11 protein-coding genes are annotated in these 12672 nt (G+C 72.6%); 3 read left to right on the forward strand and 8 right to left on the reverse strand.

Annotated features, from left to right (window positions below):
- The first annotated feature begins 73 nt into the window (after positions 1 to 73).
- Together ACZ573_RS13710 and ACZ573_RS13715 are read left to right on the forward strand one after the other, a co-directional pair.
- Positions 74 to 2233, forward strand: coding sequence for a RecQ family ATP-dependent DNA helicase (locus ACZ573_RS13710; protein WP_471303151.1), 2160 nt, complete (start codon positions 74 to 76; stop codon positions 2231 to 2233).
- Positions 2234 to 2447: 214 nt separating this feature from the next.
- Positions 2448 to 3077: a hypothetical protein gene (locus ACZ573_RS13715; protein WP_471303154.1), complete on the forward strand. Its 630-nt coding sequence runs from the start codon at positions 2448 to 2450 to the stop codon at positions 3075 to 3077.
- Between the two features lie 262 nt (positions 3078 to 3339).
- Here ACZ573_RS13715 and ACZ573_RS13720 read toward each other — a convergent pair whose 3' ends face one another.
- The 3 genes from ACZ573_RS13720 to ACZ573_RS13730 all read right to left on the reverse strand — a co-directional run bounded on the left by ACZ573_RS13720 (position 3340) and on the right by ACZ573_RS13730 (position 5466).
- Positions 3340 to 3978: a hypothetical protein gene (locus tag ACZ573_RS13720; RefSeq protein WP_471303156.1), complete on the reverse strand. Its 639-nt coding sequence runs from the start codon at positions 3976 to 3978 to the stop codon at positions 3340 to 3342.
- 59 nt (positions 3979 to 4037) lie between these two features.
- On the reverse strand, positions 4038 to 4748 hold the full coding sequence (locus ACZ573_RS13725; RefSeq protein ID WP_471303159.1) for a ribonuclease HII: 711 nt from the start codon (positions 4746 to 4748) through the stop codon (positions 4038 to 4040).
- Positions 4749 to 4863: 115 nt separating this feature from the next.
- Entirely contained in the window at positions 4864 to 5466 is a 603-nt protein-coding gene (locus tag ACZ573_RS13730; RefSeq protein WP_471303161.1) for a TetR/AcrR family transcriptional regulator, read from the reverse strand.
- A gap of 141 nt (positions 5467 to 5607) precedes the next feature.
- On the opposite strand from ACZ573_RS13730, the gene ACZ573_RS13735 reads away from it, so the two are divergent.
- Positions 5608 to 7161 (forward strand): MFS transporter, encoded by a 1554-nt coding sequence (locus tag ACZ573_RS13735; protein ID WP_471303164.1) that lies wholly within the window; start codon positions 5608 to 5610, stop codon positions 7159 to 7161.
- A gap of 239 nt (positions 7162 to 7400) precedes the next feature.
- Here ACZ573_RS13735 and ACZ573_RS13740 read toward each other — a convergent pair whose 3' ends face one another.
- The 5 genes from ACZ573_RS13740 to ACZ573_RS13760 all read right to left on the reverse strand — a co-directional run bounded on the left by ACZ573_RS13740 (position 7401) and on the right by ACZ573_RS13760 (position 12533).
- On the reverse strand, positions 7401 to 8906 hold the full coding sequence (locus tag ACZ573_RS13740) for a DUF4153 domain-containing protein (protein WP_471303167.1): 1506 nt from the start codon (positions 8904 to 8906) through the stop codon (positions 7401 to 7403).
- A gap of 486 nt (positions 8907 to 9392) precedes the next feature.
- Entirely contained in the window at positions 9393 to 10310 is a 918-nt protein-coding gene (locus tag ACZ573_RS13745; RefSeq protein WP_471303169.1) for an ADP-ribosylglycohydrolase family protein, read from the reverse strand.
- 11 nt (positions 10311 to 10321) lie between these two features.
- A complete protein-coding gene (locus ACZ573_RS13750) occupies positions 10322 to 10981 on the reverse strand; it encodes a histidine phosphatase family protein (protein WP_471303171.1) in 660 nt (219 codons plus the stop codon).
- A 74-nt stretch (positions 10982 to 11055) separates the two neighbouring features.
- The gene (locus ACZ573_RS13755; RefSeq protein ID WP_030008846.1) at positions 11056 to 11661 is read right to left on the reverse strand and encodes a YdbC family protein; all 606 of its coding nucleotides are present in this window, start codon (positions 11659 to 11661) and stop codon (positions 11056 to 11058) included.
- A gap of 32 nt (positions 11662 to 11693) precedes the next feature.
- Positions 11694 to 12533 (reverse strand): arylamine N-acetyltransferase family protein, encoded by an 840-nt coding sequence (locus ACZ573_RS13760; RefSeq protein ID WP_471303173.1) that lies wholly within the window; start codon positions 12531 to 12533, stop codon positions 11694 to 11696.
- Positions 12534 to 12672 lie beyond the last annotated feature (139 nt).

Raw genomic sequence — 12672 nt, forward strand, 5'->3', positions numbered from 1 at the left:
ACTCACGCCCCCGCCGTCCACAGGCCCGGAGCGGCATTGGCGCGATGTCGGAGGCATCAGGTTGCATGGGGGTATGAACGCAGACCTGAGGTCCTCGGCCGACTCCGTACTAGCCCGTCTCGTGGGCGACCCCACGGGTGCCGCCAGGCTGCGCGAGGACCAGTGGCGGGCGATCGAGGCCCTGGTGGCGCACAAGCGGCGGGCGCTGGTGGTACAGCGCACCGGCTGGGGCAAGTCCGCGGTGTACTTCGTCGCCACCTCCCTGCTGCGGGCGAACGGCGCCGGCCCCACCGTGATCGTCTCGCCGCTCCTCGCGCTGATGCGCAATCAGGTCGAGGCCGCGGCCCGGGCCGGGATCCGCGCCCGCACCATCAACTCCGCCAACCCCGAGGAGTGGGAGGGCATCCAGGCCGAGGTGGCTGCCGGTGAGGTCGATGTCCTGCTGGTCAGTCCCGAGCGGCTCAACAACCCTGATTTCCGCGACCAGGTCCTCCCCAAGCTGTCCGCCGCCACCGGGCTTCTCGTGGTCGACGAGGCGCACTGCATCTCCGACTGGGGTCACGACTTCCGCCCCGACTACCGCCGGCTGCGCACCATGCTGGCCGACCTGCCGCCGGGTGTCCCGGTGCTGGCGACGACCGCCACGGCCAATGCCCGCGTGACCGCCGACGTCGCCGAACAGCTCGGCACCGGGGCCGGCACGGACGCTCTGGTGCTGCGCGGCCCGCTGGACCGCGAGAGCCTGAGCCTGGCGGTGCTGACCCTGCCCGACGCGGCGCACCGGCTGGCCTGGCTCGCCGACCACCTCGGGGACCTGCCCGGCAGCGGGATCATCTACACGCTGACCGTGGCGGCCGCCGAGGAGGTCACCGCCTACCTGCGCCACCGGGGGCACACCGTGGCCTCGTACACCGGCAAGACGGAGAACGCCGACCGCCAACAGGCCGAGGACGACCTCCAGGCGAACCGGGTCAAGGCGCTCGTGGCCACCTCCGCCCTCGGGATGGGCTTCGACAAGCCCGACCTGGGCTTCGTGGTGCACCTCGGCTCGCCCTCCTCCCCCATCGCCTACTACCAGCAGGTCGGCCGCGCGGGCCGTGGCGTGGAGCACGCGGAGGTCCTGCTGCTCCCCGGCCGGGAGGACGAGGCGATCTGGCAGTACTTCGCCTCGGTGGCCTTCCCGCCGGAGGAGCAGGTGCGCCGCACGCTCGACGTCCTGGCCCAGGCCGGCCGGCCGCTGTCGCTGCCCGCCTTGGAGCCGCTGGTCGATCTGCGCCGCACCCGGCTGGAGACCATGCTCAAGGTGCTCGACGTCGACGGCGCCGTGCACCGCGTCAAGGGCGGCTGGACCTCGACGGGCGAGCCCTGGGCCTACGACGCCGAGCGCTACGCGTGGGTCGCCCGCCAGCGGGCCACGGAACAGCAGGCCATGCGCGACTACGCCGCGGCCACCGGATGCCGGATGGAGTTCCTGCGGCGCCAGCTCGACGACGAGGACGCGGCGCCCTGCGGCCGCTGCGACAACTGCGCCGGGGCCCGGTTCACCGCGGAGGTCTCCACCACCGCGCTGGACACCGCGCGCGGTGAACTCGGCCGCCCGGGCGTGGAGCTGGAGCCGCGCAAGATGTGGCCGACCGGGCTCGCGGCGGTCGGCGTCGACCTCAAAGGCCGTATCCCCGCCGGGGAGCAGGCCTCGACGGGCCGGGCGCTGGGCCGGCTGTCCGACATCGGATGGGGCAACCGGCTGCGACCGATGCTGGCCCCAGGGGCTCCGGACCAGCCGGTTCCGGACGACGTCGCGCAGGCCGTGGTCGCGGTGCTCGCGGACTGGGCCCGGGGGCCCGGCGGCTGGGCCTCGGGGGCGCCGGACGCACCGGGGCGGCCGGTGGGCGTGGTCGCCCTGCCCTCGCGCAGCCACCCCCAGCTGATCGGTTCGCTGGCCGCGCGGATCGCGGAGATCGGGCGGATGCCGCTGCTCGGTGCGCTCGCCTACACGGACCAGGCACCGGAGTTCGGATCGGTGTCCTCGAACAGCGCACAGCGGGTACGGGGTCTCCACCAATCCCTCGCCGTGCCCCCGGCGCTGGCCGATGCGCTGGCGCAGTCCGCGGGTCCGGTGCTGCTCGTCGACGACCGCACGGAGAGCGGGTGGACCGTCGCGGTGGCCGCCCGGCTGCTGCGACGGGCAGGCGCGAAAGAGGTGTTCCCGCTGGTGCTGGCGCTTCAGGGCTAGCCGAATGCGTCATCTTCGGCGTGGCGGGGCAAGGATATGAACGGCATACCGGCGAATTCCGGTCGGCGGCGTCAATTGCTCGTTGCCGCACGCTCAGAAGCCACGCGAGAATTGGGGTGCTCCCGCTCGGCTCCTCGGCACCCTCCTGGGCCGCGCTGCGGCGCGCCCTGACTCCACCGTGCCCGTTCGCGGGCGTGTACCCGAAGGGAGGACCGTGACCTTCGGATTCGCGCCGCCCCCGACCACGTCCCTGGCAACAGCCACCGGCGGCACAAGCCGGCACGGCAGACTGCTGGAACCCGCGGAATGGACAGCGGCGGGCATTCCGCTGCTCGGCAATCCGCGCGAGGTCGTCAGCGGGCTGCACTCCCGGCACAGCCCCGTGCCCTCGACCGCGGTCATCGCCGTCCTCGGCCCGGAGGAGCAGCTCGTGGCGAGCGCCTCCTTCGTGCAGCGGTCGGCCTCGGCCGACGGCTGGGAGTACCGCAACGCCCTGCTGTCCCGGCTACGCCGGGTCCTCCCGCACGACCTGCGCCGACGGACCCCGGTGCGGACGGCGGTGCTGCTCTACTGCCGCGAGGGCGACGAGCGGTGGACCGAGGAGGACGGCGCGTGGATGTGGGGACTGCGGGACGCCTGCACCCTGCACGGCCTGCGCTGCGGCGCGTACATCACGCTGACCCACGGGGGCTGGCAGGTGCTGGGCGAGGGCCGTGGCGGTCGGCGTCCGAGCTCCGACTCGCGGCCGCAGCGCCTGGGCGACACCGTGTCCGAGTTCTCTCCGCTGGCCCTGCACACCGGGGGCGGCGCGGTCGAGGCCCTGCGGCGGACCGCCGCGCGCTGACCCCCGTAGGGCCCCGGGCGCAACTCCCACGGGTACGGCCCGCGCCCGTGCTGCTGTCGCCGCGGGGCTGTCACCCGTGCGGCTGGCACCCGTACGACGGCGACACGCTCGCCCTGCGTGCGGGCATGCCTCACGGCCGTACACCCAGGAACGGGCGTACGGCGGACCAGGCCTCAGGCTCCGACCCGGGCCCCGGCGCGGGCTTCAGCGGGGCCGGCCCCATGGCCCGCCCCGCCCCTCGCCCGTGCCGGGGTACAGGGCGTCAGACGCCCGCACCCAGCACGGAGTTGATCTGCTGCGGGTCACCGCACACGATCAGCAGCGCACCCGCCCGGGTGAGCGCGACCGGCAAGGCTCCCGCGATGGTGTCGACCGCTCCGCCGTTGGCCGCGAAGACCACGACGGGACGGCGGCCGGCGCGCTGGACCTGCGCCGCGTCCGCGTAGAAGACGTCGTCCCCGGCGTCGTGCAGGGCCCAGTACGCGGCCTCGCCGAAGGACAGCTCGTGCGCGGCCCACGGGTGCGGGTCGCCACTGGTGAGCACCAGGATGTCGCCGGGCGCGCGCCCGGTGTCGAGCAGCAGGTCGACGGCCTCTTCGGCCGCGTCCAGCGCGCCCTCGGCGGAGGCCGGGATCAGCTGGATCTGCGGCACCGCCGCGGAGACGGACGGTGCGGTGGGGGCTGCGGGAACGGGTCCGGGGGTGGCCTGCGGCGCACGCTGCGCGGGCGGTGCGGGCCTGGCGGGACCGGGGCGGCCGGGCCGCGGTACGGCGGCGGGACGCGGACCAGGTACAGGGCGGGGGGTCTGCGCGGTGCGGCTCGCGGCCGGCGTGACGCGGGGACCCTGGGCACTCTCGTGAATCTGAGGCTCCTCGATGGCGATGGCGGGGGTGAGAGGCATGAGTTGATATCTATCAAACACCGGTACGAAACGTACCGGTTGGTGGCACACGCGTGCGATCAGAAATCGAAGCCGAGTTGGCCTCCGTTTTCCAGCTCCATCGACTCCTCGCTGCGGCGCACCTTCTTGAGATGGCGCCACCGGGGCAGCGCGTCGAGGTACGACCACGAGAGCCGGTGGTAGGGGGTGGGCCCCAGCTCCTCCAGCGCCGCCCGGTGCACGGGCGAGGGGTATCCGGCGTTGGCGGCGAAGGCGAAGTCCTCGATTCCGCGGCCCCGTTCACCGAGTTCGGCCATCATGCGGTCGCGGCGGACCTTGGCTATGACCGAGGCCGCGGCGACGGCGATGCAGGACTGGTCGCCCTTGATCACCGTACGGACCCGCCAGGGCGGGCCGAGATAGTCGTGCTTGCCGTCGAGTATCACCGCGTCGGGGCGCACCGGCAGCGCGTCCAGCGCGCGCACCGCCGCCAGTCGGAGGGCGGCCGTCATCCCCAGGTCGTCGATCTCCTCGGGCGAGGAGTGCCCGAGCGCGTACGCGGTGACCCAGTCCTCCAGGACATCGAGCAGGGCGTCGCGTCGCTTGGGGGTGAGCAGTTTGGAGTCGGTGAGCCCGGCGGGCGGCCGGCGCAGGCCGGTGATCGCCGCACACACGGTGACGGGTCCGGCCCAGGCCCCTCGTCCGACTTCGTCGACCCCGGCGATGACCTTGGCGCCGGTGGTTGCACGGAGGGAGCGTTCGACGGTGTGGGTGGGTGCTTCGTACGGCATGGCGCCAGCAAGGTTACGCCGCCCCGGGGCCACTGCACACCCCCGCCCCGGTCCGACCCGCCCGGGATCGGACGCGAACCCCGCTCCGCGCGCCCCGCGCCGCCCCCGCCACGTCTCACACCCTGAGCAGCGGCACCATCACCTCGTCGATCAGCGCCGCGATGTCCGCGTCCTCCCATTCGCTTCCGCACACCTTGGCGCGGTACATCAGCATCGCCGGAATGACATCCACGACAAACGGACCAGACGCGTCCGGCCGCACGTCGCCCCGCGCGATTCCACGCTCCACAAGCTCCCTGATCAGACGCTGGGCCGGCTCGTGCAGACCGGACCAGATGACTCCGTGGAACCGATCGGCATGCATGTGATCGCATTCGTGAAGCACTGACCGCAGAGCCTGACCGGCGCGCGAGTGCATGACGTCCCGCGTGCCCACACACAGCAGGTAGAGGTCCTCGCGGATCGAACCACAGTCGGGAATGTCACCGATCCGCGGCAGACCACTGCGCAGCGCATCGGCCACCAGGTCCGCCTTCGACGGCCAGCGGCGGTAGAGCGCGGCCTTGCCCGTCTGCGCGCCGGACGCGACACCCTCCATGGTGAGCGCGTTCCATCCGACCGTACTCAGCTGCTCCAACGCGGCGTCGAGAATCGCCCGTTCGAGTTCCGGACCCCGCCTGCGTCCCGGCGACGCCGCTGACCAGCGCGAACCCACCATCTCCCCGCCTCCGACCGGCTTGCGCGTTCGGCGCACATATTTTCAGCCTTAGTGAACGCTTGCGTTCACTAAGGCGCGGCTCCTACCGTGGACCCGCAGTGAACGAATGCGTTCACTATTTCACTTTGGGGGGGATCCACAGTGACAAGCTCTCAACTCGCCGCACCCCGGATACCGGGCGCGGCACGCCGGGAGGGCCGCCCCGGAGTGGCGCTCGCCGTCATCGCCGCGTGCCAGCTCATGGTCGTCCTCGACGCGACGATCGTGAACATCGCGCTCCCGCACATCCAGAGCGCCCTCGACTTCACCACCACCGACCTCTCGTGGGTGCTCAGCGCCTACACCCTCACCTTCGGCGGCCTGCTGCTGCTCGGCGGCCGGGCGGGCGACATCCTGGGCCGACGCCGCGTGTTCCTGGCCGGAATCCTGCTCTTCACCCTGGCTTCCCTCCTCGGCGGCTTCGCCCAGGAGCCCTGGCAGCTGCTCGCGGCCCGCGCCCTGCAGGGGGTCGGCGGCGCGATCGCCTCGCCGACCTCGCTCGCCCTGATCACCACGACCTTCCCCGAAGGCCCCGAGCGGAACCGGGCGTTCGGGGTGTTCGCCGCCGTCTCCGCGGGAGGCGGCGCGATCGGCCTGCTGGCCGGCGGCATGCTGACCGAGTGGCTCGACTGGCGCTGGGTCCTCTTCGTCAACGTGCCGATCGGCGTGCTGATCGCGGTCCTCACCCCGCTCTACATCACCGAGTCCGAGCGCCACCCCGGCCGCTTCGACATCGCCGGAGCACTCACCTCCACCGGCGGTATGGCCTCGCTCGTGTACGGGTTCATCAGCGCCGCGGAGAAGGGCTGGCGCGACGCGATCACCCTCGGCTCGTTCGCCGCGGCCCTGGTCCTGCTCGGACTCTTCGTCGTCATCGAGTCGCGGGCCCGCGAGCCGATCATCCCGCTGCGGATGTTCGCCGACCGCAACCGCACCGGCACCTACGTGATCATGCTCGGCCTGGCCGCCGCGATGTTCGGCATGTTCTTCTTCATCGTCCAGTTCGTGCAGAACGTGCTGGGCTTCTCCCCGATCCAGTCCGGACTCGGCTTCCTGCCCGTGACGGTCGCCATCATCACCGCCGCCGGCCTCTCGCAGCGCTTCCTGCCGCGCTTCGGGCCCAAGCCCTTCATGGTCCTCGGGTCCGCGCTCACCGGAACCGGGCTGGCCTGGCTTACCTTCATCCGGACCGACAGCTCCTACGTCTCCGGAGTGCTCGGGCCGATGCTGCTGTTCGGCTTCGGCATGGGCCTCAACTTCGTGACCCTCACCCTCACCGCCGTCTCCGGCGTGGCGCCGAAGGAGGCGGGCGCGGCCTCCGGGCTGCTCAACGCCAGCCAGCAGGTCGGCGGCTCGCTCGGCCTGTCCATCCTGGTCACCGTCTTCGGCACGGCCAGTCGTGACGAGGCCGTGAAGCAGGTCCCGTCCTTCATGGCGCAGGCGGACCCCGAACAGATCGCCGCCTTCAAGGAGACGGGTTTCCTGCCCGACCCCTGGGGCGACCTGGTCCTCACCCACGGCATCTCCACCGCGTTCTACGCCGCCGTCGCCATGGCGGGCCTGGCCCTGGCGACCGCCCTGCTGGTGATCCGGGTGCGCAAGAGCGACCTGGAGGCCCTGGCCGGCGCCGCCGCGAAGGCCGGTCCGGCCGCCTGAGCGAGGTCTTCCGTACGGGGCCGGGGCCGGGCGCGGGGAACGATCCCCGTGCCCGGCCTGAGCGGCAAGACGCCCCTAGGTCCTGTCGTCAAAGTGGCGTCGGTAAGGCCCGCGGCGTCCGGTGCCGTGCATCGCAAGGCGGAGGGGCGCCCGTGTACTGGACGTACTCGGGCGCTCCGACAACGCAGCGAGGTGCGGTGCCGGGCGTCGCGGGCCCGACGGGACTTTGACGACAGGGCCTAGTACTCGACTCGGCTGCCGAAGGCGCCCAGGCGCGAGCAGGCCTCGTACGAGGCGGTCACCGGACGCTCGCGCAGGATCTGCCGGGCCTGGTATTCGCCCAGGCTCATCGCGTACCAGGGGATGTCCCCGGCCTTGGCCATCTCGTCGTTGATCCCGCGCAGGGCGCAGGACCGCTGCGGCTCGGGCAGCCGGTCGAGGGCGGGAACGGCGTCCGCCGACAGGGACTGGAAGTAAGAGAGGTCGATCTTCGCGTCCGCCTCGAAGCGGGCCACGTTGCGCTCGGCGACCATCCCGTCCGGGGAGAGCAGGCCGAAGGCCAGGACGGCCGCGGCCGCGCTGGCCGCGAACGCGCGGGCCAGCCAGCGTCCACCGAACAGCCCGGCGGCCATGATCAGCACGATGACCAGCCCCAGCCACAGCTCCATCGCGGCCACCGAGACGCGCAGCCTGGTCAGCCCGTACGCCTCCACGTAGAGGTCCATCCGGCGCAGCGCGGCGGCGACGACGACCAGCGTCAGCGCGCACAGCACGCCGAGGACGACCCGGACGAAGCGGCGGTCGCCCGCTCCGGAGCGCGGGGCCCAGCGCAGGGCGAGCGCGATCACGGCGAGGGTGAGCAGGGTGGCCCAGAGCAGCTGCCAGAAGCCCTGGCGGGCGTACTCGGCGTAGGTGAGGCCGGTGCTCCGCAGGACCTTGTCGTAGCCGCCGAACAGGACGGCCAGCTGGACGGCGTTGAAGCCGGCGAAGAGCAGGTTGAGCAGGATGAGCGGAAGGGCCCATTCGACGCGCGAGCGCGGCTTGCCCGGGGCCACCTTGATCCGGTCCCAGCGCAGCGGGGCCGCGGCGGTACGGGCCGCGGCGAGCGCGAGCACGGTGCCGAGGAGGAAGAGCATGAACCGGATGGGCCCGTCCTCGACCGACACGTCGGGCAGCAGGTCGCCCAGCAGATCGGCGAAGGCCGCGTCGGCGGAGGCGAACAGCGTGCCGAAGAGCAGCAGCAGGACGACGGCCACACCCGCCGCCTTGGCGACGGGCAGCCAGCGGTCCTTGCTGACCCCGCCACGTGAGCGCAGCCCGGTCAGCAGCCAGCCGATCCCGGACACGGCGGCGTCGAGGAAGCCGAGCGGGCTGAGCAGGACGCCCGGCCAGGTGCGGCTGCCGTGCAGGGCCAGCGCGCCCAGCAGGACGGCGGACAGGATCGCCAGTGTGGCCGGCCAGGCGGAGTCGCGCAGGGCCGGTACGGCGAGCAGGGCGAGACAGCCGATCACCCAGGCCACGGTCCAGGGGCGGGCGCTGCGGCGGGCCGCGCGGGAGGCGACGTACGCCGCGACGACGGCGGGCACCACGGCGAGCAGCAGGCCGGGGCCCATACCGTCGCCGAGCAGCAGCGCCGTGGCGAGACCGGAGGCGAGGACGGCGACGAGGGTCGCGGTCCGGATGGGGGCGGCCTCGGCGGGGCGCACCAGGGTGGCCCAGGAGGGCGCGGCCGAGCGTTGCTGCACCTGCCAGGGGTTCCCGGGCGCTGCGCCGGCCCACGCCCCCGGCCGAGGACCGGCCTGCGCCGTCGGCCGAGGACCGGCCTGCGCCCCCGCCGGTGGGCCGGCCGCGCCGGTGTGTCTGCCGTCGGCCGGATCCGGCCTCGCGGGCGAATCCCCGGCCGGGGCCTCTGCGTTGACCGCGTCGTCCGTCCGGGCTTCGTCCGCCCCGCCGGTGTTTTTCTCTGACATCGGGTTCCCTCCCCTGTCGGCCGCCCCCGGAGTTCAGGTCGGGGCGGCGATGCGGACAGGGTAGGCCGGTGCGATGCGGTTTTGAACAGGATCAAAAGAGTGCTGTGGCAGGACCGTGACAATCGGAGGGAGGCATTTCAGCGCGCGCCAGGGACGCGCCCGAGGCCCCGGACGCCTCGACCGCTCCGCACACGCCTGAAAGACCGATGCGCCCCGGCCCGCACCGACTCCCCGGCTTCCCGCCGGATCGGTCCACGGGCGTCAGCCCGCCGCGACCTCGGGCAGCCAGGCCGGCAGTGCCTCGGTACGCGCCAGCCACGCGGCCGGCAGCACGGCGTCACCACGCGCGCCCAGCACCCCGCCGACGATCGCGCAGGTCGTGTCGACGTCCCCGCCCACCTGCGCGGTGGTCCAGAACGCCCGCTCGTAGTCGTCCAGCGCCCGCGCCGCCGACCACAGGGCGAACGGCACGGTGTCGTGCGCGCTCGTGCGCCGTCCGCAGCCCAGGACCGCCGCGACCGTGGTGGCGTCGCCGTAGTCCAGCATGTCCCGCGCGCGCCGCAGCCCCGCGCCCACAGCGCTGCGCGGCACCAGTGCGATCACCCCGTCCAGCAGGTCGGCGGCCTTCGGCGGGCCGTCGGTGCCCGCTGCCAGTGCCGCCGCAGCCGCGACGGCCATCGCCCCGCACACGGCCTCGCGGTGCTGGTGGGTGGTGTAGGCGGAGATCTCCGCCTGGTGGGTGGCCTGCTCCGGGTCGTCGGCGTACCAGGCACCGAGCGGTGCGATGCGCATCGCGGCGCCGTTGCCCCACGAGCCCTGCCCGTTGAACAGTTCGGCGGCCAGCGTGCGCCAGTCCTGCCCCTCCCGCACCAGACGCAGCATCCGGTTCACCGCCGGCCCGTAACCACGGTCGAAGTCGTGGTGGTGGGCGAAGGAACTCGCGAGCGCGTCCTGGTCGATCCGCCCGTGGTCTGCCAGCACGGCCACCACCGAGCAGGCCATCTCGGTGTCGTCGGTCCACTGCCACGCCTCGGCGCCGGTGGGCAGCTCACGCCGTTTGAGCAGCGGGTAGTTCACGGGGACGAAGTACTGGGAGCCGAGGGCGTCCCCCAGCGCCAGCCCTCGGAGGCTGGCCATGGCGCGCGCGTAGCGCCGTTCGGGAGTGGAATCAGGCGTCATCGCGGGCCACTCTAGCCGTCCAGGTCATAAGGCTCGGGTGTGGTCCACCGCTCAAACGGGCGGTCCAACCGGTACCGGCCGTCCGGGCCGAGCAGGAGCACCCGGAATTCGCCGTTGCCCGGATTGGACAGGGCCTCGAATTCGGCCACGGACCAGTGAAACCAGCGCATGCAGAACAGCCGCATCGTCAGCCCGTGCGTCACCAGCAGCACGTTCTCGGGATGGTCGGGGGCCTCGAAACTGCGGTAGAGACTTTCCAGGAAGGACCCGACCCTGTCGTACACGTCGGCCCCCGACTCGCCCTGCGCGAACCGGTAGAAGAAGTGGCCGTACGCGTCCCGGTACGCCTTCTGCAGCCGTACGTCGTTCTGGTCCTGCCAGTTTCCCCAGTCCTGCTCGCGCAGGCGCGGCTCCTCGCGCATCCGCACCCGCGTCGGGTCCAGCCGGAGCTCCCGGAAGGTCTGCAGGGTGCGGCGGTAGGGGGAGACGTACGCGCTGATCGTCTCGTCGCCGAAGAGCTCGCGCAGCCGGACGCCTGCCGCCGACGCCTGCTCGCGCCCGGTAGGGGTCAGCCGCAGGGCGTGGTCGGGCGCCCGCTCGTACACGGAGTCGTCGGCGTTCCCTTCCGATTCCCCATGCCGGACAAGGACGATGCGCCGTGGTCGAACCATTCCACGAGCCTATTCGGCGACCGGGCGGCCCGCAGACCGGCCACGCCGACCGGTCCCCGGCGATCGTCGTACGGTCATACCGTCCAGGAGGGTTCGAGGTCGACGACATCGCCGGTGAGGGCCTCGACATCGGCCTGGATCTGGGCGCGCAGGGAGAGCCGCTCGACCCGCTCCTGGCGGTACTTGCCGTGCTCGGCGGCGGCGTGCCACATCGAGAGCACCAGGAACTCCCGGCCCGGGGCCTCCCCGAAGAGGCCGCGGACCATGCCGGGCGAGCCCGCCATCGCCGGGTTCCACACCTTCTCCTGCATGAGGGCGAAGTGGTCGACCCGGCCCTCCCGGACCCGCGTGTGCGCGACCCGTACGACGTCGGCATCGGTGAAGCGCGGCTCGAAGCCGGTCTTCACGTCGAAGCGGTGGTCGAAGAGGGTGACCCGCAGATCGGTGTAGGTGCCGTTCTGGGAGGCGGCCAGCCGGTCGTGCGAGCGGGCCATGAAGGAGTCGTAGAAGGACCGGCTCTCCCAGAACGCGAAGACATGCGCGACCCCCTGCCGGCCCCGGCTCCAGCCGCCGCCCTGCCCCCGGAATCCCGGCTCACCCGGCAGCCCCGCCCATTTTCGCTGACCGCGCTCGAACCCGCGTCGGTCCGTCACCGTGCAGCGAATCCACTTGACCAGCACTGCGCCATCGTACGGGCCAGGCGCGGCCCCGGTCAGTCCTCGGCGCGGTGGATCCGCACCAGTTCCGCCGCGTCCCGATCGGGCAGCCGAAGCCCGAACTCCCGGTCGAGCACGGCGAGCAGCCCGTCCGGGCCGACGATCTCCTGCTCGGCCCGGCCGTCGGGGTGCAGCCGGGTCAGTTCCCGCCCGACGAGCGCCTGGCGGACGCCGTCGCCCGGGCGCTGGACGATCAGCCGCCCCATGAAGGAGGAGGTGGGGTGGCTTGAGCTGTAGTGGTTGAGTACGACGTAGTCGACGGGGTGGTAGCGCTGCGGGGAGAAGGCGTACAGGTCCCGCCAGGTGTCGCCGCGCAGCAGGCACAGCACGAGGACGCCGTCCTCCTCCTCGCGGACGCGGTACGTCCACTCGCCCTGCCGCACCTCGGCGCCCGGCCGTCCCAGCAGCACCGGCTCCCGGGGCCCCTGGAACCCGAACCCGGCGTCGCACAGCCACGGTTCACCCTCGACGGTGACGACGAGGACGGCGTGTGTCACCGCGAGGACGGAGTCCCCGCGGGTGCGGGTGCGGGCACCACGCCCGGAGACCTCGAAGCCGATCCGCTCCAGAGCGGCGGCCAGCAGCGAGTTCTGCTCGTAGCAGTAGCCGCCGCGGCGGCCGTGCACGAGCTTGTCCTCGATCGACTTGAGGTCCAGCGCGACGGGGCGGCCGAGCAGGACGTCCAGGCTCTCGAAGGTGATGGCGGCGGTATGGGCGCGGTGCACTGCGTACAACGTGCGGAGGTCCGGCCGGAGTTCCCCGGACGGCCCTCGGTCCCCCTGATATCCGATCCGGTCCAGATACGCGTCCAGGTCCAGCTCGTCACCGCTCCACATGACTGACCATCTCCCCGTTCCCCCGCCTCGTCGGCCACCGCACTGCCGTGAAATCCGCAGGCGCTGTCACACACGCCCCACTCAATGATCACCATGACGGCCCTGCACTCCAACCCACTTTTCGACCGCCTTGCCGACG

This window comes from Streptomyces sp. NPDC040545, assembly GCF_055595065.1.